Source organism: Pantoea sp. X-Soil-ISGK-259, assembly GCF_059730705.1.
On sequence record NZ_AP035987.1, the window covers coordinates 10,835 to 35,406 of the forward strand.

Sequence of the window (24,572 nt, forward strand, 5' to 3'; positions counted from 1 at the left end):
ATGGCGATCGATATGGCGCTGCTTGATGCTGTAGTCGCGGTAGCAAAAGCAGGAGGATTTCGGGAAGCGGCGCGCGTGACCGGAAGCAATGCCTCACGGCTCAGCGATGCGGTGCGCCGGGCAGAACAGCAACTGGGTATCCGACTGTTTCACCGCACCACCCGCACCGTCGTGTTAACCGAAGCGGGCAGGGCGCTGATGGAACGTCTGCTGCCTGCGATGAACGAAGTTAATGCTGCACTGGATGCGGTCAATCGCTACCGTAATACGCCTGGTGGGACGCTGCGTCTGAATGTCCCGGTTAGTGCCACCCGGCTGATACTGCCCGCGCTGGTACCGGAATTTCTGCAGCGTTATCCTGATATCCGGCTGGAAATCGTTGCGGAAAGCAATGTACAGGATGTTTTTCGTGACGGCTGTGACGCCGGGATTCGCTACGATGAGCGGCTGGAGCAGGATACGGTGGTGATACCCATAGGCCCGCGTCTGCAGCGTTTCGCGCTGGCAGCCTCACCGGCCTATCTTGCTGAATATGGCCGCCCGGAACATCCACGCGATCTTATCCATCATCGCTGTCTGCGGGGTCGCTACGCCAGCGGCATCATGGCGGAGTGGACCTTCAGCCGCGAGGGTGAGGAAATCAGTGTTGAAACCAGCGGGCCGCTGGTGGTCACCGTCGGGGGTGCTATGGATCTGGCGGTAGACGCGGCCATTGCCGGAAGCGGCATAATTTATCTGTTTGATGAGTGGCTCCGTCCAGCCCTGGACAGCGGCAAACTGGAACCGCTGCTGCAGTCCTGGTGGCTGACCTTTTCCGGCCCGTGGCTCTACTACAGCGATCGGCGTCTGATTCCGGCGCCGCTTAAGGCTTTCATCGACTTTGTACGCGAAACAAACGAGCGCGAAAAAACTCAGCTATACCAGCTGAAGCCTTGCGGCACGCGTGAAAATCCGGCGTGACGCAGTGCGTTAAGCAGCGATGACTGCATCACCGGTTCCCCATCTACCGTTTCCAGGGTAAAACTCGCCGACTTATCCCGTTTCAGCGCCATGCCCAGCACCGCCACCGCCGTCTGAAGCCGCGCGGGCTCTTCACTGAACGTCAGTAACTCTTTACCTGCTGGGGTCAGATAAAGTATCAGCGCACCGCCTGCGATCACAACCCGGCCACCCTGACGACGGGTCGGGCGAATACCGCTGGCATGGACCGGCCAGCTCAGCATTGCCCCAAACGGATTAGCCGGGTCGAGTGCGCTGAGTGCTACAGCCTCTGTCAGCGTTTCCGGGTTATCGGCCAGCACCCGAAGCCGCTCAATGGTCGGTTGGTCGGCAAACTGCGCACCGCCTGCCCCGGCGACAAACTGACCGCGCAGCAGCCGACCGGCATCTTCCATGCCACGTAAAACCGGCTGCAAAGCCGGAAATCCCCCGGGGATCTGTTCCGATACCGCGCAGCCACGGGTGATCACCCCGTAACGGTCGAGCAGGTTTTCTGCCAGTGACAGGCCAAGCCGGGCAGGCGTAATTTCCTGTCTGCGAATCCGCGACCAGCGACCCGCCAGCATATTAACCGCAGGCCGGCGGGCGGGAAGCGCGCCTGGAGATAAGCGCTGTCCAAATCGGGTGCGCAGAGAACGCGTTGGGCGCGAACGGGTCATGACTGGTGTGGTCAGTAATCCACGTACCGCAATCCAGCTGTCGGAACTGACGTAGCCCTGCCACACCAGCTGCCACAGGGCATCATTGATTTCAGTGGGATGGGTCTCCTCATTTTCCATCTGCGCCATGATCTCATGAACAAACCACGAGCCACCGCGGCTTAATGCGTCGATAGTTGCTTGTTGTATCGATGTAAGGGGCTGGGTTGTGTCAATGACCGGCAGCGTTTCATCAGCAAATTCAGTCAGGTGAAACGAGATCAGACCATCACTCTGGCCCAGCGCTTTATGTCCGCACCAGATTACTTCGCCATTGGCTAACAGTTCGTCGAGCATCGCAGGCTGATAGTCGACTATCCGGGCGCGCAAAATTTGTGACTCCCACAACGAGGCAGGCAACGGCACACCCGCCAGTTGCTCGATCACCCGTAATAGCCCGTTGGTGCCCGATAGCTCTTCACGCTGCGCGCTAAGCAAGCCGTGACGCTCCAGCAGCAGACTGCCCCAGGCGGTGGGTGAAACAGGTCGGGTTGCTTCGCGTGCTGACTGCAGTGAACGTAAGCGCAGCCGTTTGAAGATGTCTGAGGAGACCCACTCTGTTTCCGATTTGTCCGCTACTGTGCCCATATTCAGCAGGCTGCCCTGCTGAAGCAGGGTAAACAGCACCTCATTCACTACGGCCACTCCCAGTCCAAAATGTGTAGCCAGCTGTTGAGCGTTAAAGAGCGTATGGGTCCGTGCGTAGCGGTTAATCAGATCGTGTAGTGGAGCAGCTTGTGGCACCAGAAATGTCGCGGGCAGGTCATCAGGCAATACCACGGAAAGCGCATCACGCAGGCGAGCCGCATCTTCAATCACCGCCCAGCGCAGTTCACCCGCGAGGATAACCGGAATGATTCGCCGGGCCGCAGAAAACTGCGCCAGTGCTTCTTTGATCTGCGTATCGTTGCCGCTAAAACGTGCCGCGATATCAGCAAGGGAGAGAGGACCGAGGTCGCGGAGCAGGTCGATGAGGCTTTCGGCATGCTGTGCGTGATAGCGGGTGTCAAAACGCTGCAATTCCTTTTCAACCTGTTCAACAACGTCTGGTGCCAGTAAATCACGCTTGCTGGTCTGGCCAAGCAGTTCACCCAGTAGATTACTGTCCAGCGCCAGCAATGACGCGCGCCGTTCTGCCTGAGGTGCATCGCTGGCATAGATAAACTCGGCGACATAGCCGAAAAGCAGTGGCGCAGCGAAAGGGGAGGGGTGTTCGGTCGTCACCTCTACCATTTTTATCTGGTCCAGAGCCAGCTTTTCCATGAGCTGGTGCAATGCAGGCAGATCGTAGACATCCTGCAGGCATTCGCGGGCGGTTTCGATCAGGATCGGGAAGTCGTCAAACTGACGGGCGACTTCCAGCAACTGACCTGCACGCAACCGCTGCTGCCAGAGCGGCGAACGCTTGCCCGGATTACGCCTCGGCAGCAACAGCGCGCGTGAGGCACATTCCCGGAAGCGGGCGGCAAACAGCGCCGACTGGCCGACACTCTGAGTGACCTCCTGAGTAAGCGAGTCGGCATCGAACCGGAACAGGTCAGCGGCGGGTAAATGCCCCTCACTGGCAGGAAAGCGGGCTACAATGCCGTCATCGCTGGCCGCAACAGAGGCATCGATACCCATACGTTGCTGGATACGAGCAGCAATCGCCAGCGCCCAGGGCGCATTAACCCGTTTTCCCCACGGCGAATGCAGGATGACCCGCCAGTCGCCGATTTCATCACGGCAGCGTTCTATCAGCAACGTGCGATCATCCGGTAAGACACCGGTAGCCGCGCGCTGTTCAGCCAGTAAAGTCAGCAGATTCGTTACTGCACGGGCATCGAGTCCCAGCGCGTGAAGCTGTTGCTGTGCATCGTCCGGTGATGCCGCGTTTAGCTGACGCAAAAACATTCCCAGACTTGCCCCCGAATCCGCCGAGCGACCCACGCCTTCTCCTCTCCAGAAGGGCAGACGAGCGGGACGACCAGGTGCGGGCACTACCTGCACCTGATCATGGGTAATCTTCTGGATTCGCCATGACGTCGCGCCCAGGGTAATGATGTCGTTGACCCGCGACTCATAAACCATCTCTTCATCCAGTTCGCCAACCCGGCGGGATCCCGCCTGTTCTTCACCTTCTGGCAGAATGACGCTGAACATACCGCGATCGGGAATGGTGCCGCCGCTGGTTACGGCCAGATGCTGCGCGCCAGGTCGTGCCGTGAGCATTCCACTCAGGCGATCCCATACCAGTTGCGGGCGCAGCTGAGCAAAGGCATCTGAAGGAAATTTCCCCGCCAGCATATCGAGAGTGGCATCAAAGAGACGTCGTGACAGCGTGCGGAACGGATCAGCACGGCAGACCTGCGCATACCATTCGTCGGCCTGCAGGGGATCCATAGCGACGGCGGCCAGCGTCTGCTGCGCCAGGATATCGAGCGGGTTACGCGGCGGCGCCAGCGCATCAAGCTGACCCGCCCGCATCGACTCTATTATGACGGCGGAATCCAGCAGATCGCGTCGGGTGCGCGGAAACAGAATGCCGGTTGATACGCCGCCCACCTGATGTCCGGCGCGACCCACACGCTGCAGTGCACTGGCCACTGACAAAGGTGAGCCCACCTGGACTACCAGATCCACCGGCCCCATATCAATGCCAAGTTCCAGGCTAGACGTCGCCACCACGCAGCGCAGTCTGCCCTGTTTCAGCGCGGCTTCAATCTCGCCTCGCTGTTCTTTGGAGACAGAACCATGGTGCGAGCGGGCAATTAGATCGTCGTCAACTGTGCGCTCTGCATCCTGAACCTCAGCAGTTGCCTGCTGCGCCAGATAGCGCGCATTGAGCCGTGCAGTCAGTTTCTCTGCCAGCCCTCGCGAATTCACGAACACCAGCGTAGCGCGATGGGCCATGACCTGCTGCAGAATGCGCGCTTCAATGTGCGGCCAGATCGATCCGCTGGCAGAGGTGACGTCATCTGTCAGGTTATCAGCGCTGGCAATATCAGTCATATCCTCAACCGGCACCTCAATCGTCAGATGCAGCGTGCGATTGGCAGCTGGATTTACCACCTGCACCGGCTGACAGCCGCCCAGGAAGGCCGCGATCCGTTCTACCGGCCGCACAGTGGCGGACAGGCCAATGCGCTGGGCGGGCTTCGGCAACAGCGCATCCAGCCGTTCCAGGCTCAGTGCCAGCTGAGAACCGCGCTTTGATCCCGCGACTGCATGCACCTCATCGACTATCACCGTGGTCACGCCCTTCAGTGTCGTGCGCGCTTTTGACGTCAGCATCAGAAACAGTGATTCAGGTGTGGTGATCAGGATATCAGGCGGGCGACGCAATAATCTGGCGCGCTCAGCGTTGGGCGTATCGCCCGACCGCATGCCAATATTCAGTGTGATTTCGGGCTCATTCAGTGCCTGCCGCTCGGCGTAAACGCCTGCCAGCGGCAGATTCAGATTGCGCTGCACGTCGGCGGCCAGCGCTTTAACCGGAGAGATATAGAGTATGCGGGTAGTGGTTTCACGCGTGGGTGCTGGCTGGCTGGTTCTGACCTGAAACAGCGTGTCGATGGCGGTGAGGAAAGCCGCCAGTGTTTTTCCTGAGCCGGTAGGCGCGATGACCAGTGCATGTTCACCACGGACAATCGCCTGCCAGGCCGCCTGCTGTACCGGTGTCGGCGCAGCAAACGCTCCTGAAAACCAGCGTCGGGTGGCGGGAGAAAACCTGGCTAAAACGGTATCTGATTGGGATTTCGACATCATACTCACGGTATTACGCAACCACTGCGCCTGAAATTTATCCGTTGAGTGTAAGTGAAAATCACGGTTTCAGGACGACAAGGCAGACATCTTACCGCCGCGGGCGTCAGGAACTGGCCGCGCCGGCCGGATCGCGACCTCTGACAGCCAGCAGCGACACCAGCGCCAGCACAATAATCGTCATGCCATAGCACCATGCGGTCTGATTCAAGCCGATATGGGGTGCAGCAATGCCTGCGGCAATAGCAGGCAGGGCAAAGGCAAGATAGCTTTTTATTAAAAAGGCGGCGAACAGCCCGGCACGCTCATGGCTTTCGGCTAACGGCATAATGATCTTCAGCACACTGGCGAAAATCGATCCAAAACCCTGACCCGCAATGGCGGTGCCCGCATAAAGCCAGACCACGCTATGCAGAGAAAGGCCCGTCAGAGTTACGCTGACACCCGCCATCAGCATCACTGTACCAATGACTAAAGCTCGTGCGGCGGGTAAAAGACGAAAAATGAACACCGCAGCCGTCGCGCTCAGCATCAATGTCGCCACAATCGAGCCACCAATAAACGGCGATGTCAGGCCTGTTGCGTTCGCGACCATCGTGGGCATCAGTGACAGATAAAATCCGCCCAGCATCCAGGTCGCAATGTTAACTGGCGTCACTTTTAGCAAAGGTCCCAGCGCGCGTCGCGGAATGCAGACCTGAGGGCGCAGTGCGGCCAGGACGCCAGGCTGGGGTGCAATCGTTTCAGGTATCAGCGGTAACAGTGCAATTGCGGCCAGCATCAGTAATAGCAGCAGCGCATAGAGCGTCACGGTAGGATAGGGCGCAAAAGTGACCAGGATTCCCCCTGCCAGCGTGCCCAGCGTCATTCCCAGAAAGGCGGTAATTGAGTTCAGAAGTGGACCGCGGGTTTTACTGGCGTCAATCAGGCTGGCTCCAAAGGTCGGCAAGGCGATACCGGTAGCAAAGCCCTGCACCAGCCGGGCAGCAATTAAGGTTGTGGCAGAGCTGGCAGTCATGAAGATCACTAGCGCAACCGCATTGATCCCCAGCGCCATCAGCATTAGCGGACGGCGGCCGGTAAAGTCTGACACTTTACCCACCGTCAGTAGCGCTGCCAGCAACGCGAAAGCATAAGCGCCAAATATCAGCGTCAGCATGGTCGGCGTGAGGTCAAACAGGCTGCGATAAAGCGGGTAAAGTGGCGTGGGCGCACTGCTGGTGGCTGAAATCAATGCCGCACCGGTAAAACTAAAAAGCGTGGTCCGGGTTGCGGCCTGAGGTGTCAATGCAGGATTCATAAAAATAACCTTAATGCAAAATATTAGCTTTTGCTAAGGTATACGACTACCCGCGTCTTAATGCAATATCTTTGCTTTAACGATTCCTGCGATCGTTACCAGGGTGTGCCTGTGTGCTTTTGAGGATCAGGACGTGTTGAGAGCACACATTGTTTTTTGTCAGCAGCAAAATAGCGTCGAATAAACTACTCTCATGACGCTCATCGATGAGTCTTTTATTTGTTTTGCGGGTTGTTTTACAACAACATTTCGGTGAGTCTCTCTGTGAATAATAATCAGGGAGTCAAAGTAATGAAAATAGCTGAGATCGACCATATTCATCTTTACGTTGAAAATATTGAGCAGGCAGAGACGTGGTATAACAAAGTCCTTGGCTTTTCCCGCGACAATGCACTTTATTTCTGGTTCGAACAGGGTGGACCGCTGGTTATAAGGAATAACCGGGCATCACTCTCTCTTTTTCTCAGAAGCACTCAGCTACCCGGTCACACCGTGGCCTTTGGCGTGGCAGCATCCTCATTTAGCGAACTCATCCCTGTTCTCAGAGACAATAAGATCCCATTCACCGTCAGTGACCACGCTGTGTCGATGTCCGTCTATTTTCGCGATCCCAGTGATAATAAAATTGAAATCACCTCATACGACTACGTTGATGCAAAGCAGATCCTTGAGGACCTGGCATGACGCCATCGCTGCCTGGCTTACTGACAGGATCTACTGATCCTGAACAGCATTCAATAAAGTGTGTTCTTCAGGCGTTCAGGCAGTGCTTTGTCGTAGGCATCGCCATCAATTTCTGCAATCTGTTTAAGAATTGAGCCGGTGCTGGGCAGTGACTGGCGGGATATTTGCGTTTCGGCATCCCACAATCCGGAGCGGATAATCGCCCGGCTGCACTGAAAGAAAACACTCTGCACGCTAATGCGTAACACCGTTTTAGGGCGCTGGTTGTTGACGGCGAAGCGCTCAAGTAGCGCCGGATCGGTGCTGATCACCGCCGTGCCGTTAACACGTAATGTCTCACCAATACCAGGAATCAGAAAAAGCAACGCGACCCGATTGTCATGCAGAATATTACGCAAGCTGTCGATGCGGTTGTTGCCGCGCCTGTCGGGTAACAGCAGGTTTTTTTCATCGTCGATTTCAATAAATCCTGCCGGATCGCCGCGTGGAGAAACATCCAGACCCTCCTGCCCGGACGTTGCCAGCGCGACAAAAGGCGAGGCAGCAATAAAAGGCCGATAGGCGGGGTGAATATGATCGGTCACCTTAGCAATTGAGGGCCTGGCAACCGACCCATAAAGATGCTCAAGTTCAGTCAGTTCAGTGATGATGTTGTGCTGCTCAGCCATTTTCATCGTCCTTTCATTGATAAATTTCCAGAATACTCACGACGATACGACACAGATCTTAAGCATGAAGCTAACGTCTGAAACGCGTCACAGAGTCCGGTTATCGCCGAGGAATAATAAACCGATACGTGCCGTAGTGTCAGCGACGAAATAATTTAATACCGGTCGTGTCTACATGTTTTCCCTTCTCTGCCGATACCAGGAATACATTACAACCTTATTACAACCGTTCATGAGACTCGCCAGTGAAAATTTCAACTCGACTGTATACCGGCTTTGGCCTGCTCATTTTGCTGTTTATTCTTTGCAGCGGAATTGCGTTACATGCCCTCAGCAGTGCCCGTAATGGCATGAATGATGTGGTCAATGTAAAGATGAAACGCTATCAGATGGTACTCGACATGCGCGGCAGCTTGCGTGACATGGGCATTGCGGTGCGCAACATGGCGCTACTGAACGATACCAAAGCAATGGAGCCGGAATGGAAACGGTTACTGGCCCAAAAGGCAATTTATATCACTAACCGTGAGAAGCTGGCCCGCATGATGGATGATGCGACTCCCGCTGCGCGCCAGGCTTTCGATAAAAGTCTCTCTGCCGAAAAAGCGACACTCGACTCACTTGAGCAGGCTGGCCGGTTGGGGCTGGAGAATAAGTCGCAGGAAGCTACTGCCTATCTTCTGACGGTGACACGCCCCGCACAGCGTACTCTGCTTGATGCACTTAATACCCTTTCAACGATCCAGAGTGAGGAGGGGCAGAAAGCGGTGGTAATGAGCAGCGACTCCTCGGCGCGTACCGGCTTCACGCTGATGGTTCTGGCGGGCATTTCCATCCTGCTGGCTCTGGCGACCTGTCTGTTCACTGTCCGCACGCTCATGCGTCAACTGGGCGGTGAACCCGCTCAGGCTCAGGTGCTTGCTGCCGCTATCGCCTCTGGCGATCTTACGACGACGGTGGCATTGCGTCGCGGTGATACCCAAAGCCTGCTGGCTTCACTGGATAGTATGCAGACCAATCTGCGTGAACTGGTCTCCCGCATCAAAGAATCTGCAGGCTCTGTTGCGCTGGCGGCGGATGAGATTTCCCGTGGCAATAGCGAGTTGTCTTCGCGCACTGAAGAGCAGGCGGCGGCATTGCAGGAAACGGCTGCCAGCATGGAGCAGCTTACCGCCACGGTGAAGAGTAATACGCTGGGTGCACAGCAGACAGCAGGCTCGGCCCGTGAAACCGCATCACTGGCACGCAGCGGTGAAAATGATGTTCATCAGATGTCCGAGACCATGAATGGTATCTCACTCAGTGCTGCAAAAATTCGCGATATCACCAGCGTAATCGAAGGTATCGCTTTCCAGACTAATATCCTGGCACTGAACGCGGCCGTTGAAGCCGCAAGGGCGGGAGAAGATGGACGTGGATTTGCGGTTGTGGCGGGTGAAGTCCGTTCCCTTGCGCAGCGAAGCGCGACCGCAGCACGGGATATCAAATCACTGATTGAGCAGACTGTTGGTCAGGTAGAGCAGGGCGTCTCGGTGGCAGCCGGAACCGGCCAGAGCATTCTGAAGATTGTCGGCATGGTAAGTGAACTGGCTGAAGCGATGGATAATATTTCCCTCTCCTCATCTGAGCAAATGCAGGGCATTTCTCAGGTCAGCATCGCCGTGAGTCAGATGGATGGCGTGACGCAAAATAACGCCGCGCTGGTGGAAGAGTCTTCGTCAGCGTCTCAATCGCTCTCTGAACAGGCCCATGCGCTGCGTGGCATGGTCGATTCGTTTCGTGTTCACAGTGCAGCTTAATTGTCAGGCGTAACAAATAAACGGACGCGAGCAACAGGCGCGTCCTTTTTTTTATCGCAGATTAACGGCCTCGATCCAGCGTGCTCGCCTCAGTCGGGCCACAACTCAGCGTGTTTATCGGGCACAGAAGCGTCGTAAAAGTTGGTCTCAGAAAGGGCTGATGCTATAAAAGGGTATCTGATCAGTACCTAAAAGGAGCGCAGGATGGGCTGGGAATCAGAGCGATTACTTTACAGATTTACCCTACGTGAGGATCTTGACGACCTCTTCAGAATCTATGGTGACCCTGAAACGCATAGGTTTAATCCACGAGGTCCCTGGCCTGACAGGGAATATGCTGTGCAGACTATGGAGCGTATACAGGAGAGTTATCGGGACCAGGGTTTTGGCGACTGGACGATATTCAAAAAAACGCATCCGGAAAAAATCATTGGTTTTGGTGGGGTATTCCGAAGCCAGTTCGATGGCCGTCAGACCAATAATCTCGGATACCGGTTTGAGCCCGCGGCCTGGGGAAAAGGGTATGCCACAGAGCTTTCCCGCAGAGCTATTCGTTATGGCTTCGAGGAAGCCGGACTCAGCATTATCACCGGTGTAACGCGCGAAAACCACCTGGCTTCACAGCGGGTGTTGGAGAAAGCGGGCTTAACCTTTTTGAAAAGAGTCGAGGATGCAGAGGGCTTGCCAGCCAGCCTGATGTATACCCTCAGCCGATCCGACTGGATTGCGGCGGGCAACACTGTCGCCAAACCTGTCTGATTCTTCTTTATATCACCGGGCGTGGTCAAATCTGCGCCATCTTTTCGTATCTGGCGTCTTTAAAGCACCGCTAATCCCGCGATTGACTCTCCGCAGCATGAATTATTTTATTCACCTTATTCCGGGGAGGATTTATGGATATTCGAACAATTTTTATTTCAGCGGTAATGGCAGTCGGTCTTTTATGGATAGGAGCATCGGATAATTCATCGTCCCATCTCACTACAGAGCCGGTCAGTTCAGTCCTGAGTAAAATTCAGCCCTGATAAGACCTCGCCTGATAGCACACTTTAACGCCTGTTCAGCCTGAGATGCGGTACACTGTCAAATTCCGTTAACGCAATTTTGTTGCTTTAACTGTGACGTTATCACTGACAAAAGCGGGAGAAAGATGGCACGGGAAATGATTCGTCAGGGTGGGCGCAGCGCACGTATTCAGGCAGAGGTGCATAACACCGTCAATCGATTGCTGGAAACCGTTGACCGTTCGGCTATTACCGTTCCGATGATCGCCGAACAGGCAGGCGTAACGCCCTCTACAATTTATCGACGCTGGGGTGATCTGGCCCAGTTGCTGGCAGATGTCGCAGTAGCGCGGATGCGGCCAATCGCCGAACCGGAAGATACAGGATCGATGATCAGCGACCTTACTTTGTTCCTCCAGCAATACGCTGAAGAGATGTCGTCTAAAGTCGGTCGTGAACTGCTAGCCGATGTGATCGGCAGTCATGCTGAAGAAGCCAGCCAGAAGTGCTGTGGATTCACCTATCAGCATCTGGAAACTTTGAACATCCGCGCACGTGAACGTGGCGAACCCGGCTTTGATGTTGATCGCATGGTTGATGTGGCCGTGGCTCCCGTTATGTTCCACATTCTGTTCGGTGATCGCGATATTTCATCAGCCTACTGTTCTTCGCTGATTCAGCGGGCATTTAGTCAGGCCTCTGGCGCTGAACAAAGGGCAGGGCAGCTTCCGTGATGAGATGCTCCAGCAGCATACGCGCCGGATCGTTGCCCTGATCTGAGCGGGCCAGCGCGATTCCCAGATAGCCGGGTTGTGGCAACCGGTCTGACTCCGTCACCAGCTTTTCTGGCATACCTGCACGGGTGCGCAGGGTTATACCCAGCCCGGCCTGAACTGCCGCCCAGATCCCGCTAAGACTGTGACTGGTGAACACGATCCGCCAAGGAATGCCTGCCTTATCCAGTGCCTGGGTGGCGCGCGTTCGCATCACACAGGGCGCATCAAATGCCACCAGCGGCAGCGCTTCGCCGCGCCACAGAAACCCTGCCAGATCAAATGCCGGATGCTGAATCCAGGCTAACGGACATTGACCAATTAACTGTGTGCCAGTCTGCTGCTCCGCCTGCCAGAGCAGCGCCAAATCCAGCTCATGACGCGCCAGCGCCGTGTGTAGCGGCTGATTTCTGTCGACGCGAGCGGTCAGCCTCACTTCCGGATGCTGGCGATTAAATGCGCCGAGAATGGCAGGCATCAACGCCTCGCCAAAATCCTCCTGCATCCCAATACGTATTTCACCCTGTAACGCCTCGCCCTTCACCGCCCGCAATGCCTCATCGTTCAGTGACAGCAGCCGTCTGGCGTAACTCATAAGCTGTTCACCACTTCGTGTCAGTTGGAGATGCCGCCCTTTTTTCAGCACCAGTGCCGTGCCGCATTGCTGCTCCAGTTTCTTGAGTTGCGCACTGACAGCCGACGTTGATCGACAGAGATGCTGTGCTGCCAGCGCGAAGCTGCCAGCATCGATTCCAGCAACGAAACTGCGCAGCGCATCCATATCCAGTGACTCTGGTAGTTTATTCATTATCGTCCTGTAAACGCGGATGGTAAATGCTGATTAATTTGATTTTCAGGATTGAGACTATGAATAACACTCTCTCTGACCACTGAGGAGTGTGCAATGAAAAATTCACTGGATCGGGAAACACTGGCGCAACGCGCGCCAAAACTGGCCGAACTGACACAGCAGCTGCTGTTTGGTGATATCTGGCAACGTCATCTGTTGTCACCACGTGAGCGCAGCCTGCTGACGCTGGCAACGTTAACCGCGATGGGGCGCGTTCAGCAGCTGCCGTGGCATATCGATTTTGCCCGTCAGAACGGGCTGACACAGGATGAGCTGGTGGAGAGCTTTACACATCTGGCGTTTTACGCTGGCTGGCCCGCCGCCGTCACCGCGCTGGGCTATCTGGAGGATAACTGCTGATGCCATTCACCCGAATCACGTTGCGTCAGGGCTACAGCGATGCGGCACTGAATACGATTTCAACATTACTCCAGAAAGCACTGGTGACGGAGTTTGACGTGCCTGAGCATGATTGCTTTCAGGTGATTGAGATGTTGCCAGCCTGTCAGCGGGTATTTGATATTCACTATCTCAGTGGCGGGCGCAGCGACAATTTCGTGCTGTTTCAGGTGACAGCAGGCCGACCGCGATCCCGGGATCAGAAGCAACGGTTTTATCATGCCCTTTGTGCGGCGCTGCAGGTGGAAATGGCGATCGATCCCGATGATGTCATGATCATTATTCAGTTCAACAGCACCGAAGAGTGGAGCTTCAGCGGTGGCCGGATGCTGGCACAGGAGGCGTTATGATTATCATGCACTACCGTTTTACCCTGCCTGCGGACTACGATATAGGCATCATTGAACAGCGCATCAGGCTAAACGGTGCCCGGCTGGATGGCTTTCCGGGGCTGGTGGCGAAGGCGTATCTCTGGGCCTGCCGTGATGATGGCGGACTGAATGAAAACCGTTATGCACCCATCTATTTCTGGCGGGAGGCGAGTGGTATGCAGCGTTTCCTGCAAAGTCCTGGCTTCGCGACGCTGGTCAGAGATTTTGGCTGGCCGATCATCGAAAGCTGGCTGGCACTGGAAGGGCAGAACCATCTTCCGAATCTGGCCGACGCCCGGTTTATGACGCTGAATCGCTGGACGATCCCCCGGCATTCGGACCTGACTACAGTGCCACTGACGGCAGGATTAAGTGCCTGGGATGTGACCCGCTGGCAGGGATTAAGCATTGACGCGTCACAGCAGCGTTCCGCAGACCCACAGGAGGTCTACCGCATCGGTTACCTGGCGCGGGGTTCCGCTGCTGCTGATCTTCAGCTATAGCAGCTGAGAGATCGCGGTTTGCGACTTATAAGGCAAAAATGGCTTCAATCTCGATACGCAGATCTGTGGAGAAAAGGCCGCTGACCTGAACCAGCGAGCTGGCAGGCAGATACTCGCCATAATGGCGATAAAGCACTTCCCGCAGCGCGCTGATTTCAGTGAATGAAGTAATGAAGATCGTGACCTTGAGCAGCGCAGCGAGGGACGTCTTCTCAGCAGCGGCAACAGACTTAAGTTGTTCAAAAATAGCTTCTGCCTGTTCAGCCATATCGCCCTGCTGAGCGGGTGTGCCAGCCGCAGTGATCCCTGAAACATAAAGCGTGTTGCCATGCTTAACGGCATGCACATAAGGTGCTTTTACTTCGCCCAGTTCTGCGTAATTTTTGCGTTCTGGCAGACTCATTTTTTTTCCTCAATGATTCGATCATCACATAATTACACCCGCCGGAAATCAGCGCGTCAGCAGTTGCTGGCAGGCTGCATTATCCTGGGCGGCTCGCTGTTGATCATCCGTCGTCAGTTGCTGCCAGCGGCCAATCACACGGTCGCCCAGCGCTGACTTGTAAGTTATTTTTTGCAACGCATAGTCAGAATTGCCGCCTTCTATCACGTTGCGCATCTGCGTATCAAGCGGCTGCGCACTGTGATGATCGATCGCGCAGAATACCGCGACGTAATACGCTTTATCCTCCTCACTGTCGTGCGGGATCAACCACCAGCCAGCCAGAGCCAGGATCAGCAGCAGCGGGAGAATATATTTTACTTTAGCCATTATAGTCACCGGTTGTATGCAGTTCAGTCAGCCGGGTATGGCCAGACGCAGGGCGCGTATCCTGCCACAGATTCTGGCCAACGTTAACCCTGCATCACCGGTGTTGGGGCAATGTTCAGATGGCTGGCGCGTCGATCAGCGTTGCACTGATCTGTGCCCCTGGCATCATCTGCTCTAATCCCGAGATCAGATCGTCACTGGCCTGTTGCAGCGCAATGAGCGGCATAGCCGGAAGACTTTCCAGGATAAACCACATCTGGCGTGCACTGGCATCCAGTCTGGTCCGCACACCCTGACGCCAGTTCCAGCGGCGGCAGGTTACGCCCTGATCGTCTCGCCAGATCACTTCGCCGGGTTCTGGTGACTCATCAACCACCTCGCCCTCTTTGACGGTATCGAACCGTTCACTGCCGTCAGCAATCACCAGACGTGGCGCACCAATATAAGCCGCAATATTTTCGCCTCCAACTGGCAGGGCGTAGCGAATGCTGATGGCATTGTAGAGATCGACAACCGGATCGATAGCAGGCAATGCGCCATCCCGCAGCACTCGCTTGCGCAATGCTTCAGCAGAACAGGGTGTGCGTTTCGCTTTAGCACCAAAGGCTTTGAAAACCTCGGCCCAGGCTGCCAGATGCGCATCTGCCCAGGCCACATCATCCTGCAACACCTGCTGGCAGGCACTCTTCAATGCTTCGCTGGCGACCTCAGGTCGTGTTATCGGCGTAGCGTCTACCACAATGCTCATAGCACGAAAGCCGGGGGCGAGCGCGAGAACCGCAGGATCGATTGACGGATGAACAGATAACATCGGATACTCTCTCATTGACTAATTTATTCCATAGTAATGACCGATGACCAAAAAAGTCAATATAACGACCGATGCGGGCGCTGATGTTGCCAGTGTTAATCAGGCTGTCTCAGAGAGCATCAAAAGATGGCGTAAAAGCCAGAAACTCTCACTGGATGCGTTATCCCATCGTGCAGGGATCAGTAAAGGGATGCTGGTTGAAATTGAAAAAGGCGCCGCCAATCCCAGCATTGCCATCCTCTGCAAAGTGGCTGCCGCACTGGGTGTCTCGGTGGCGGATATCGTCAATGTCTCGCATGCACCTGACGCCTGGCTGATTGAGAACAGCGAAATGCCCGTGCTGTGGCAGGGTGAGCAGGGCGGAACTGCGCAGCTGCTGGCGGGGACACGCGGACCTGATATGATCGAGCTATGGCGCTGGAAAATGTTTGCGGGCGAGGTTTTCAGCTCCACGGGTCACTCGTCGGGCACGCTTGAACTGCTGCACGTTGAACAGGGCAAACTGGCATTAACCGTGGGTGAGCAGACAATGGTCGTGCAGCAGGGGTGTGCGGCGGTGGCGCGGACAGATATGCCGCATTCTTATGCCAGTGCCGATCACCAGCCGGTTATTTTCACCATGACGGTGGCCGAACTACAGCGCTAATAACGCTCGTCTGTAGTGATAGCTTCGCCGGGAAACGCCAGCAGCAGGGTTTTCAGCAGCCTCTCCAGTTCGGCACGCTCTGATGCGTCCAGCGGCGCCAGCACCGCCGCCTGCGTCGCGGTGTGGACACGAAGTGCATCCTCAATCTGCTGCTGCCCGTGCGGGGTCAGCCCAACCAGCATGCTGCGCTTATCATCCGGTGCAGCCACACGTTCAATCAGATGCTGCTGTTCCAGCCGGTTCAGCCGATTTGTCATCGCGCCGGAGGTTACCAGCAGCGCCTGATAAAGTTGCGTGGGCGACAGGCGATAAGGCGAGCCCGCCCGCCGCAGCGTTGCCAGTACATCAAACTCCCCCTCCTGAAAACCAAACGGCTCCAGTGCCTGACTGCGCGCTTTCGCCAGATGTTTCATCAGACGCAACACTCTGCCGAAGATGCGCATGGAAGAAGCATCCAGATCGGGCATAGCGTTGTCCCATTGGCTGACAACGAAATCAATATGGTCATGCATAAATCACCTGTAAATGCTGGGGTTATGTTGTCGGGTTGTGCTGCACCTCTTAACAAGGCGGGATATTTATCTTAACGTTAAGATAAATGGTGGCAGCCCAATGCTGTCATCGTCAATCCTCTGTCAGAGTGTCAACGATGAAAAATAATCTCTTCCCCATTCTGTTTGCTGTGATCGTCTTTCTTATCGGGCTAAACCTGCGTCCGATGCTGGCTATTATCGGCCCGCTGTTTCCGGTGTTGCAACAGCAGGCTGGACTGTCAGCTACCTCGTTCAGTCTTCTGACCACGTTGCCGGTGGCGATGATGGGTCTGGCGGCACTTTCCGGGCCGTGGCTGATCGTCCCTATTGGGCCGGTGATGGGCATCGCCTCGGGTTTGCTTCTTCTGACGGCGGCCTGTCTGTGGCGCGGGGTTAACCTGACCTCTGCTCAGCTGATGCTCACTGCGCTGGCGGGTGGCGCAGGAATTGGTGTCATTCAGGCGCTGATGCCTGCCCTGATTCGGCAACGCTTTACAGCAGCCGCGGCGACGCTGATGGCGCTGTTCAGCACAGGCATTATGGCGGGTGCGGCACTGACTGCGGCGAGTGCTGAGCCACTTTTTACCCTGCTGGGCCTGCAACCCACGCTGGCACTCTCCGGAGGATTAGCGCTGGTGACGCTGCTGATGTGGCTGTCCTCGGTCAGGCGGTCGTCGCCGGTGAGTGTAGCGGTTGATGAAGCGATACTGCCTGTGCGGCGCACACTGCTACTGATGCTCTTTTTTGGCATTGGCACCGGGGCCTACACACTGGTACTGGCCTGGCTGCCGCCATTCTATATACAGCTGGGCTGGAGTGCGCGTCATAGCGGATATCTGCTCGCCGCGCTGACCTTAACCGAAGTGGTGGCAGGATTTATTGTCTCAGCGACGTTACATCGCTTTTCCGACCGCCGTCCTTTGCTGCTTGGCGTGCTGACATTGTTACTGGCGGGGCTGCTGAGTCTGGTGTTCTACCCGAACACGATGCCGGTACTCTCTGTGTTGCTGCTGGGTACAGGAATCGGCGCACTCTTTCCGCTGTCACTGATTGTCACACTGGATCATGCGCGCAACGCCAGAGAGGCAGGCATTCTGCTGTCACGCGTTCAGGGTGGCGGATACCTGATTGCAGCACTGATGCCGCTGGTGGCCGGCTGGGTGCGCGACAGTGGTGCATCACTGACGCAGGCCTGGGTGATCATGAGTGCTGGCGTGGTGGTGTTAATGCTGATTGCCCGGCGATTCAGGCCGCAGAACAGCTCAGCCTGATTAAATCCGTTGCCGAACAATGGCAATCTGGCATGCTGAGAGTAAAACGTTGAATCAGGAGTGCAGCATGAAAGTTATTGGTTTGTTAGGCGGTATGTCATGGGAGTCAACTGCACTCTATTACCGCATACTCAATCAGCAGGTTAAACAGCGGCTGGGCGGTCTGCACTCGGCGGAGCTGGTACTTTATAGTGTTGATTTCCAGCATATCGAGCAACTTCAGGCTGCGGGCGAGTGGCAGCAGGCGGGCGAGATACTGGCTGATGCAGCACGTAATCTGGAAAGGGCGGGTGCGCAATTCATCGTACTCTGTACCAACACCATGCATAAAGTGGCCGCGCAAATCAGCGCCGCCACAGACATCCCGCTACTGCATATTGCTGACGCCACCGGACGGCGTATTCAGCAGGCTGGCGTGCATAAGGTCGGGTTACTGGCAACGCGATTCACCATGGAACAGGATTTCTATCGCGGGCGACTGCATGAGCAGTTCGGTCTTGAAGTGATCACGCCTGATGAAGCGGATCGCCTGTTTGTGCACGAGGTGATTTACCATGAGCTTTGCCTGGGTGAAATCAATCCCGCCTCGCGTCGTCGTTACAGGGAGATCATGCAGCAGCTGGTGGCACAAGGGGCCGAGGCCATTATTCTGGGCTGCACCGAAATTACCTTGCTGGTTGACGCTACCGATGCCAGCGTGCCGCTATTTGATACCACGCTCATCCATGCTGAAGAGGCCGTTTTCCAGGCTCTCTCTTAACGCTCATCTTCAACGCAGTCTCAGGGACATCGCATGAAAATAGATAATTTGCCGTTTGGGCTGACGGAATGGGATCAGGTTGAAGAGACGGTTCATCCCGGCGACCAGGGAGAGGCGAGATGGCGAACTGTGACGTTTAACGATATCCGGGTTCGCATGGTCGATTATTCGCCGGGCTATGTGGCCGATCACTGGTGCACCAAGGGCCATATTTTACTCTGTATGGCGGGCGAGCTTCACACAGAACTGTCCGATGGACGCCGTTTCGTACTGACACCGGGCGTCAGTTATCAGGTAGCAGATGATGCTGAACCGCATCGTTCGTTTACCTCCACCGGCGCGAAGCTCTTTATCGTTGACTGAGTTTGCTATCTGCCTCTTTTGTGGTCATCAACTGGTGAATCATCGCGTCGTTGACACTTTTAAAAGTAAACTGAATCTGCTTTATAAAAATCAGCAAAATTAATGGCTTATTTCTTCAGAGTTATCTGGTTCTGACGGGAATAATTTTATCAGGTTGTATGCTTGAAACCGTATTAGAACGTTTTTTGCATTCACCTGATGTGGGGAAGCCTGTGCTGATAAAAAAGAAGAAAGTTCGTTCGCATACCGAAGACCGCTTACTGGCGCTGGTGCTGGCCACCACTGCCGGTATCCTTAATGCCATGGCGCTGGGCGCCTTTGGATTTTTCCCGTCACATATGACTGGCAACACCTCGCAGATCTCCCAGGAGGTAACGACCAGCGACCTGCACACCATGCTATTTTTAATGGCACTGATTGTGGCCTTTGTGCTGGGCTGTACCGTCGCCCGGCTGGCAGTGGTGGTAGGTATCAGACATAAGTTACGCACCATTTTCTGTTTGATTATTCTGGCGGAAGGGGCAGCACTGACAGCGGCATCGTTCTTTGAGATCGTGTTCTACCGGCCAAGTTTTAACGGGGAAGTGCTGGTGATGCTGGGCTTTTTAATGGGGATTCATAATGCCACCTCGACGCAGCTTTCCAATGGCCGCGTCAGATCGACTCACATTACCGGCACGCTGACTGATGCCGGTATTGCACTGGGTTCCTGGATTTTTGCTCATACGTCACACGCGGTGCATCTCGAAACCGACGACCGTCGATTCTTCCAGAAGGTGCTGCATACCCATCTGACGACGGTGTTCTCCTTCCTGAGCGGTTGTATCGCCGGTCTGCTGCTGTTCAAAGCTTATGGCTTTAATGCAATGGTGGGTCTGGGGATCTTTCTGATGCTGGTGGCCTTAACGGCGATCGCCGTTACTGTCCAGCGTACCCGTCGAAGCCTTTACTGATAATACGGCCCGATGCACTCAGCGCATCGGGCCAATGGCTTAATGCTGGGTTCGGGTTGGCCGCACCACAATTTCATTCACATCTACCTCTTCAGGCTGCTCAATGGCATAGCGCACGGCGCGACCAATGGCGTCCGGCTGCAACGCGATAGCGCGATAGTGTCGCATCGCCTCAGCGGCTTCTGGATCGGTAATCGTTGATGCCAGCTCACTCTCGACCACGCCGGGATGAACACAGGTCACCCGCAGCTGGCTGTTCTCCTGCCGTAAACCATCGGAAATCGCCCGTACCGCAAACTTAGTGGCGCAGTAGACCGCCGCAGTGGGTGACACCGCCAGAGCACCAATTGAAGCAATATTGATGATGTGACCCCGCTGTTGGGTCAACATGGTCGGCAGCACCGCCGCGATGCCATACAGCACCCCTTTGATGTTCACATCGATCATCTGATCCCACTCTTCCACCTTCAGCGCCGCAATCGGTGAGAGAGGCATAATACCGGCGTTATTGATCATCACATCAATGCGGCCCCATTTCTCCAGTGCATAATCAACAAACTGCGTAACGTCTTCACGGCGTGTCACATCAAGCGCTTTGATCGCCACCTCAGCACCATTGAACCTTAGCTCTTCAGCCAGCGCGGCCAGACGGTTTTCACGTCGTGCACCCAGCAACAGAATCGCATTCGTTTTCGCCAGTTCTCGTGCGATGCCGGCACCGATACCGCTTGAAGCGCCGGTAATTAAAATCACTTTCTGAGTCATCGTATTTCTCCAGTAAGGTTGTCACTGGCGATCATACGGTGGCTGGATTATAAAGATAATCCACCAAACACTTCACACTCTGGTAACGCAATCTAACCTATGAATGCCGATAAAAATGCTCTCGAAGTCTTTGTGATTGTGGCGCAGACCCGAAATTTTCGACTCGCAGCAGAAAAGCTTGGCGTCACGCGTCCGGCAATCAGTCAGAGTCTGCGACGGCTGGAAGACAGGCTTAATATCACGCTGATGCAACGCACCACGCGTTCGGTTCAGCTGACCGAAGCTGGCCAACGGCTCTATGCCGAGGTGGCTCCGGCGATCAACCAGCTTAACCGTGCCGTCACTGATCTCACCGAACTGGCCACGGAGCCGCGCGGTCAGCTTCGGCTGGCGATCTCATCAATTGCGGAGCGGATGCTGGGAGGAGAGCTGCTGGCGAGCTTTATCACCGCTTACCCGCAGGTTGAGCTGGATATCACCGTTACTGATGAGGAGTTCGATATTGTCGGGCAGGGCTATGACGCGGGTGTACGGCTGGGGGAGGTGATTGCTCAGGATATGATTGCCGTGCCTGTCTCCACCGCACAACGTCAGGTTGCGGTGGCATCACCCACTTATCTCGCGCGTGAAGGCACACCACAACACCCCGAGGAACTGGTCAATCATCGCTGCATAGGCTGGCGAAAAGGCCCAGGATTAGCCCCTTATCGTTGGGAGTTCGCTGAGCAGGGGCGTAATTTTGATGTTGCCGTCAATCCGCAGCTCACCACCAACGACATGGGGGTGATGATTCGCACCGCCTGCGCCGGAGGCGGCATCAGCTTTGGCATGGAAGAGACTTTCCAGCCTTACATCGCGCGTGGCGAACTCATTACTATCCTGGATGAATGGTTGCCCGGTTTTGCCGGGTTCTATCTTTATTTCCCCAGCCGCAAAAATCTGGCCCCCAAGATGAGGGCGCTAATCGATCACGTCAGGCTCTGAACAGGGTGAGCGGCTATGTTTAGTCGCGCTGGTATTGCTGGTCGCTGACCTGCTCCAGCCAGTCAACCGGCGAGCCATTCAGTGACTCGGCGATAGCAATATGCGTCATGGCATTGACCGGCGTTGCGCCATGCCAGTGCTTCACATTTTCCGGGATCCAGACGATATCTCCGGCGTTCATCACCTGAATATCTTCACCTTCACACTGAATCCAGCCTTGTCCATGCGTGATAATCAGGGTCTGCCCCAGTGGATGAGTATGCCATACAGTGCGGGCGCCCGGCTCAAAGGTCACCGTCGCACCGCCCACACGGGCCGGTTCGGTTGCCTGGAAAGGGGCATCAATACGAACGCTGCCGGTAAAATATTCTGCAGGTCCTTTCCGTGAAGGCTGCGATCCGTTGGCAATAATTTTCATAACTGACTCCTGCTATTAAGGGAAAGCTTAAGTGTAACCGCCTGGCCGGTGCCTGATTACCCTGTTCAGCACGTATGTGGCTATAAGCAGACGTTATTAATAGCCAGAGCAGATGTCAGGTCGTCATGTTATATCGGGTGATAATATTGATTTTTGAGTAGGGTGCAGGCGGTTCGGTTTCGGGTATAAAGCCATGAAAGGCCAGCAGGGTTCGGAAGGCGTGCAGCGCATCGAGCTGTAAATTATGCTCAATCAGCGCATCAATTTTACCTGCCTGAAGCAGGTCGCAATTTTCCTGATCGAGATCGTGACCGATAAACGCATTTACAGGGCGCTTCTGTTCTTCAAACGCGCGCAGTATGCCGGGATTACCGCCGCCCACGGTGTAAACGGCATCCGCGTCCGCATGGCTCCGCAAAAACGCCGTTACTGACTGATGCATCCTGTCATCAATACCATACCCGCCAGCCAGCACGCTCACCTGATGCTGAGGCGCAAACTGTTGCATCGCTCGCTGAAAACCCAGAATTCTTTCCTGTTCACCAATGAAATCGTGACTGCCGGTCACTGCCACAATATGCGATCGAGTAACCCGCAACCATTTTGACATCAGAAAAGCTGCCACCTTGCCAGCATCAAAGTTGTCCATGCCGATGTAACGCAGACGCGCGCTGTCGGGTAAGTCACTCATCATGGTGACTACCGGAATACGCTGCTTCAGCATCAATTCAATAGTGGGATTAAGCTCGCCAGAGCAGGCCGCTTTCAGAATGACACCGTGGCTGTAAAGCGCTTTTTTATTCAGCAGCGCGTTAATCGCTTGTGCCGTAAGATTCGCACCAAAGTGGAAGCGCAGCTGAATTTTAAAGGCAGCAAAGCTGGCGATCTGACTGCTGAGCGCTTCTCGTATCAGTGGCTGAAAGCGATCAGGCGTATGCATGATCACGTCGAAAAAGAGTGTTCTGCCTTTTGCCAGCCCCGCCTTTTGCATCAACTCCAGGTCCGCTATTGCCTGTTGAATTCGGTGCAGCGTTCGGGCATGAACGTTACCGCGCTGATGGAGAGCACGGTCAAGGGTTGCGAGGCTAAGTCCCGACTGGGCAGCAATCTGTTTCAGGGTAAATTTAGCCATGTGCTACTCGGGATGCCGGCGAATGAAAGTAGTTTTATCACACTGCGGGCTGTTTTCGGATGGTGATTTGACAATCGCAGTTCAGGATATTCCAGACCCTCAAGCCTGCGGCGATTCGAGAGAACATTTTTTATAATCAGATTCTGCCAGGATTCTGTTTTCGGGATAGGGCGCTTTGGTTAAGGTCAGTCACAGTGAAATTAGATTACGGCGATCATAACCCCATTTTAGCAATTTATAAGTTAAGGGTTACAGCGGGCAAATATAAAGCAAGATAATATCCCGTGAGTGTATAAATAGTAACCTCTTTGCCGCTTCGCTTATATTTTTACAAAAACCACTTTTTTGTTTTTTACCTCCTGCTAGTGATAGACTGTATATGCATACACCGTCGGGAGGTCGTGTGAAGTACGACAACGATAATGAAATCCGTGCGCTGGTTGGCGCGGTAGTTAGTGATTTGATCAAGGCGGGAGAGCCAGTTCATTTTCACGATATTACGGACGCTCTGTTCAGACTGAGCGAAGAAACCCGTGACAGCAGGCTTAAATCACTGTGTCAGGAAGCGATAGCCTTTTTCACCCGCAAGATGCATTGAGGTTGATGGCGCCGGTTTTTGGCGCCATCCCTGACGCCTGGCCTGTTCATTCACCGGCATCGATTCACTTCAGCGAGAATAAGGTGCCCGAAATCCGTTTTCTGATGATTATGGCTGCCCCTGGTTTTGATCTTCAGGATCATATAAAACGCTTTCTCACCTTCTGAAAAATATAAATCAAAAAGGCTATTGAGATTGCTGGCCAGAGAAAATGGCAAGGGTTTAATTACTGAAGCGGTAATCTGCTCTATTATCGTTATTATTTTCGGAATGCTTATTTTCGTCAGGAAATAGGTTTAACGGTAATCATTAATATGAAGTTCCTGCAACATCACTGGACGCACTCTTTTTACAGGTCGATTATGGGAAATAAAATCGTGAGAAGGGAGAAGGAGAATGACGCAGGGAAATGAATGAGAATTAGCGGTTCGACAAGCAGTTAACCTGACCTGCGTTACCGCAGGTCAGAGAATCAGAAGCCGGTATCGTCAGGTGTTCGGCCAACAACGATTTCCAGCGTTTTACGCAGCACATCCATTCTGACCACATCGGAGGTGCATTCAAGTTCAGCAATCAAATAAAGGATAATCGCTTTATTCGTTACGCGCCCCTGGTCGGCCACAATGTCACGAATGACACCGCCCAGCAGTTCTGTTTCGGGAGCAAGTAAATCGCCTTCGCTACGAAAATAATCAATGATGGTTGAATCTGATGAAGAGTGTTGCATGATTTTTCATTCTCTGAAGAAAATTAGTCAGAAGCAATGTGAATAGT

Annotated in this window: 28 protein-coding genes; 16 read left to right on the top strand and 12 right to left on the bottom strand. The window is 54.6% G+C overall.

Translation table 11 applies throughout. The features are described from left to right. Positions 1-960: a LysR substrate-binding domain-containing protein gene (locus tag AC6I77_RS19175; protein ID WP_105099615.1), complete on the top strand. Its 960-nt coding sequence runs from the start codon at positions 1-3 to the stop codon at positions 958-960. On the opposite strand, the gene AC6I77_RS19180 is transcribed toward AC6I77_RS19175, so the two are convergent. Both AC6I77_RS19180 and AC6I77_RS19185 read right to left on the bottom strand, forming a co-directional pair. Continuing rightward, positions 912-5,444 carry an ATP-dependent helicase gene (locus AC6I77_RS19180; protein WP_497817232.1) on the bottom strand — a complete coding sequence of 1,511 codons (4,533 nt, stop codon included), beginning with the start codon at positions 5,442-5,444 and terminating at the stop codon, positions 912-914. The two genes, AC6I77_RS19175 and AC6I77_RS19180, sit on opposite strands and share 49 nt — an antisense overlap. A 103-nt stretch (positions 5,445-5,547) precedes the next feature. Beyond that, complete coding sequence (locus tag AC6I77_RS19185) at positions 5,548-6,741, bottom strand: MFS transporter (protein ID WP_008924465.1); 1,194 nt, start codon at positions 6,739-6,741, stop codon at positions 5,548-5,550. 291 nt (positions 6,742-7,032) lie between these two features. Here AC6I77_RS19185 and AC6I77_RS19190 point away from each other — a divergent pair, with 291 nt between their 5' ends. Then, complete coding sequence (locus tag AC6I77_RS19190) at positions 7,033-7,425, top strand: VOC family protein (protein ID WP_187513381.1); 393 nt, start codon at positions 7,033-7,035, stop codon at positions 7,423-7,425. A 50-nt stretch (positions 7,426-7,475) separates the two neighbouring features. On the opposite strand, the gene AC6I77_RS19195 is transcribed toward AC6I77_RS19190, so the two are convergent. Then, positions 7,476-8,093: a pyridoxamine 5'-phosphate oxidase family protein gene (locus AC6I77_RS19195; RefSeq protein WP_187513380.1), complete on the bottom strand. Its 618-nt coding sequence runs from the start codon at positions 8,091-8,093 to the stop codon at positions 7,476-7,478. 245 nt (positions 8,094-8,338) lie between these two features. Between AC6I77_RS19195 and AC6I77_RS19200 the strand changes: the two genes are divergently transcribed. The 3 genes from AC6I77_RS19200 (at position 8,339) to AC6I77_RS19210 (ending at position 11,630) form a co-directional block, all read left to right on the top strand. Further along, a complete protein-coding gene (locus tag AC6I77_RS19200) occupies positions 8,339-9,892 on the top strand; it encodes a methyl-accepting chemotaxis protein (RefSeq protein ID WP_187513379.1) in 1,554 nt (517 codons plus the stop codon). A 204-nt stretch (positions 9,893-10,096) separates the two neighbouring features. Next, entirely contained in the window at positions 10,097-10,651 is a 555-nt protein-coding gene (locus tag AC6I77_RS19205) for a GNAT family N-acetyltransferase (protein WP_497817233.1), read from the top strand. A 391-nt stretch (positions 10,652-11,042) separates the two neighbouring features. Next, positions 11,043-11,630, top strand: coding sequence for a TetR/AcrR family transcriptional regulator (locus tag AC6I77_RS19210; protein ID WP_187513378.1), 588 nt, complete (start codon positions 11,043-11,045; stop codon positions 11,628-11,630). Here the strand turns inward: AC6I77_RS19210 and AC6I77_RS19215 are convergent. Then, positions 11,584-12,477 (bottom strand): LysR substrate-binding domain-containing protein, encoded by an 894-nt coding sequence (locus AC6I77_RS19215; protein ID WP_105099610.1) that lies wholly within the window; start codon positions 12,475-12,477, stop codon positions 11,584-11,586. The two genes, AC6I77_RS19210 and AC6I77_RS19215, sit on opposite strands and share 47 nt — an antisense overlap. A gap of 96 nt (positions 12,478-12,573) precedes the next feature. Between AC6I77_RS19215 and AC6I77_RS19220 the strand changes: the two genes are divergently transcribed. From AC6I77_RS19220 to AC6I77_RS19230, 3 genes are read left to right on the top strand one after another with little or no spacing between them, the layout of a single operon-like run. Then, positions 12,574-12,879 (top strand): carboxymuconolactone decarboxylase family protein, encoded by a 306-nt coding sequence (locus AC6I77_RS19220; RefSeq protein WP_039661740.1) that lies wholly within the window; start codon positions 12,574-12,576, stop codon positions 12,877-12,879. Beyond that, positions 12,879-13,268: a tautomerase family protein gene (locus AC6I77_RS19225; protein WP_003848242.1), complete on the top strand. Its 390-nt coding sequence runs from the start codon at positions 12,879-12,881 to the stop codon at positions 13,266-13,268. The genes AC6I77_RS19220 and AC6I77_RS19225 overlap by 1 nt, the downstream gene beginning before the upstream one ends. Further along, positions 13,265-13,792 (top strand): DUF4865 family protein, encoded by a 528-nt coding sequence (locus tag AC6I77_RS19230; protein ID WP_187513376.1) that lies wholly within the window; start codon positions 13,265-13,267, stop codon positions 13,790-13,792. Before AC6I77_RS19225 ends, AC6I77_RS19230 begins: the two co-directional genes overlap by 4 nt. 25 nt (positions 13,793-13,817) lie before the next feature. On the opposite strand, the gene AC6I77_RS19235 is transcribed toward AC6I77_RS19230, so the two are convergent. From AC6I77_RS19235 to AC6I77_RS19245, 3 genes are all read right to left on the bottom strand, one after another. Then, a complete protein-coding gene (locus AC6I77_RS19235) occupies positions 13,818-14,195 on the bottom strand; it encodes a RidA family protein (RefSeq protein WP_187513375.1) in 378 nt (125 codons plus the stop codon). 48 nt (positions 14,196-14,243) lie between these two features. Further along, a complete protein-coding gene (locus AC6I77_RS19240) occupies positions 14,244-14,564 on the bottom strand; it encodes a hypothetical protein (RefSeq protein WP_110411875.1) in 321 nt (106 codons plus the stop codon). Positions 14,565-14,679: 115 nt separating this feature from the next. Then, positions 14,680-15,375 carry a B3/B4 domain-containing protein gene (locus AC6I77_RS19245; RefSeq protein WP_105099605.1) on the bottom strand — a complete coding sequence of 232 codons (696 nt, stop codon included), beginning with the start codon at positions 15,373-15,375 and terminating at the stop codon, positions 14,680-14,682. Between the two features lie 43 nt (positions 15,376-15,418). Between AC6I77_RS19245 and AC6I77_RS19250 the strand changes: the two genes are divergently transcribed. After that, positions 15,419-16,021 carry a helix-turn-helix domain-containing protein gene (locus AC6I77_RS19250; protein ID WP_110411877.1) on the top strand — a complete coding sequence of 201 codons (603 nt, stop codon included), beginning with the start codon at positions 15,419-15,421 and terminating at the stop codon, positions 16,019-16,021. On the opposite strand, the gene AC6I77_RS19255 is transcribed toward AC6I77_RS19250, so the two are convergent. Next, entirely contained in the window at positions 16,018-16,533 is a 516-nt protein-coding gene (locus tag AC6I77_RS19255) for a MarR family winged helix-turn-helix transcriptional regulator (protein ID WP_187513374.1), read from the bottom strand. The genes AC6I77_RS19250 and AC6I77_RS19255 overlap by 4 nt on opposite strands. A 137-nt stretch (positions 16,534-16,670) precedes the next feature. Here AC6I77_RS19255 and AC6I77_RS19260 point away from each other — a divergent pair, with 137 nt between their 5' ends. The 4 genes from AC6I77_RS19260 (at position 16,671) to AC6I77_RS19275 (ending at position 19,901) form a co-directional block, all read left to right on the top strand. Then, positions 16,671-17,825 carry an MFS transporter gene (locus tag AC6I77_RS19260; protein WP_497817234.1) on the top strand — a complete coding sequence of 385 codons (1,155 nt, stop codon included), beginning with the start codon at positions 16,671-16,673 and terminating at the stop codon, positions 17,823-17,825. A gap of 67 nt (positions 17,826-17,892) precedes the next feature. Then, the gene (locus AC6I77_RS19265) at positions 17,893-18,585 is read left to right on the top strand and encodes an aspartate/glutamate racemase family protein (protein ID WP_375150408.1); all 693 of its coding nucleotides are present in this window, start codon (positions 17,893-17,895) and stop codon (positions 18,583-18,585) included. 33 nt (positions 18,586-18,618) lie between these two features. Continuing rightward, a complete protein-coding gene (locus tag AC6I77_RS19270; RefSeq protein ID WP_105099602.1) occupies positions 18,619-18,948 on the top strand; it encodes a DHCW motif cupin fold protein in 330 nt (109 codons plus the stop codon). A gap of 158 nt (positions 18,949-19,106) precedes the next feature. After that, entirely contained in the window at positions 19,107-19,901 is a 795-nt protein-coding gene (locus tag AC6I77_RS19275; protein WP_008924487.1) for a YoaK family protein, read from the top strand. A gap of 39 nt (positions 19,902-19,940) precedes the next feature. On the opposite strand, the gene AC6I77_RS19280 is transcribed toward AC6I77_RS19275, so the two are convergent. Beyond that, complete coding sequence (locus AC6I77_RS19280; RefSeq protein WP_039661722.1) at positions 19,941-20,666, bottom strand: SDR family oxidoreductase; 726 nt, start codon at positions 20,664-20,666, stop codon at positions 19,941-19,943. A 99-nt stretch (positions 20,667-20,765) separates the two neighbouring features. On the opposite strand from AC6I77_RS19280, the gene AC6I77_RS19285 reads away from it, so the two are divergent. Further along, positions 20,766-21,650 (top strand): LysR family transcriptional regulator, encoded by an 885-nt coding sequence (locus tag AC6I77_RS19285; RefSeq protein ID WP_033761324.1) that lies wholly within the window; start codon positions 20,766-20,768, stop codon positions 21,648-21,650. Positions 21,651-21,669: 19 nt separating this feature from the next. On the opposite strand, the gene AC6I77_RS19290 is transcribed toward AC6I77_RS19285, so the two are convergent. Together AC6I77_RS19290 and AC6I77_RS19295 are read right to left on the bottom strand one after the other, a co-directional pair. Next, complete coding sequence (locus tag AC6I77_RS19290; protein ID WP_497817235.1) at positions 21,670-22,068, bottom strand: (R)-mandelonitrile lyase; 399 nt, start codon at positions 22,066-22,068, stop codon at positions 21,670-21,672. A 115-nt stretch (positions 22,069-22,183) separates the two neighbouring features. Continuing rightward, on the bottom strand, positions 22,184-23,200 hold the full coding sequence (locus AC6I77_RS19295) for a LacI family DNA-binding transcriptional regulator (protein WP_105099601.1): 1,017 nt from the start codon (positions 23,198-23,200) through the stop codon (positions 22,184-22,186). A 403-nt stretch (positions 23,201-23,603) separates the two neighbouring features. On the opposite strand from AC6I77_RS19295, the gene AC6I77_RS19300 reads away from it, so the two are divergent. Together AC6I77_RS19300 and AC6I77_RS19305 are read left to right on the top strand one after the other, a co-directional pair. After that, positions 23,604-23,798: a hypothetical protein gene (locus tag AC6I77_RS19300; protein ID WP_003848268.1), complete on the top strand. Its 195-nt coding sequence runs from the start codon at positions 23,604-23,606 to the stop codon at positions 23,796-23,798. 5 nt (positions 23,799-23,803) lie between these two features. Continuing rightward, positions 23,804-23,965: a hypothetical protein gene (locus tag AC6I77_RS19305; protein ID WP_497817236.1), complete on the top strand. Its 162-nt coding sequence runs from the start codon at positions 23,804-23,806 to the stop codon at positions 23,963-23,965. A 305-nt stretch (positions 23,966-24,270) separates the two neighbouring features. Here the strand turns inward: AC6I77_RS19305 and AC6I77_RS19310 are convergent, their stop codons facing one another. Then, positions 24,271-24,525, bottom strand: coding sequence for a biofilm/acid-resistance regulator YmgB/AriR (locus AC6I77_RS19310; RefSeq protein WP_003848273.1), 255 nt, complete (start codon positions 24,523-24,525; stop codon positions 24,271-24,273). Positions 24,526-24,572: the final 47 nt, after the last annotated feature.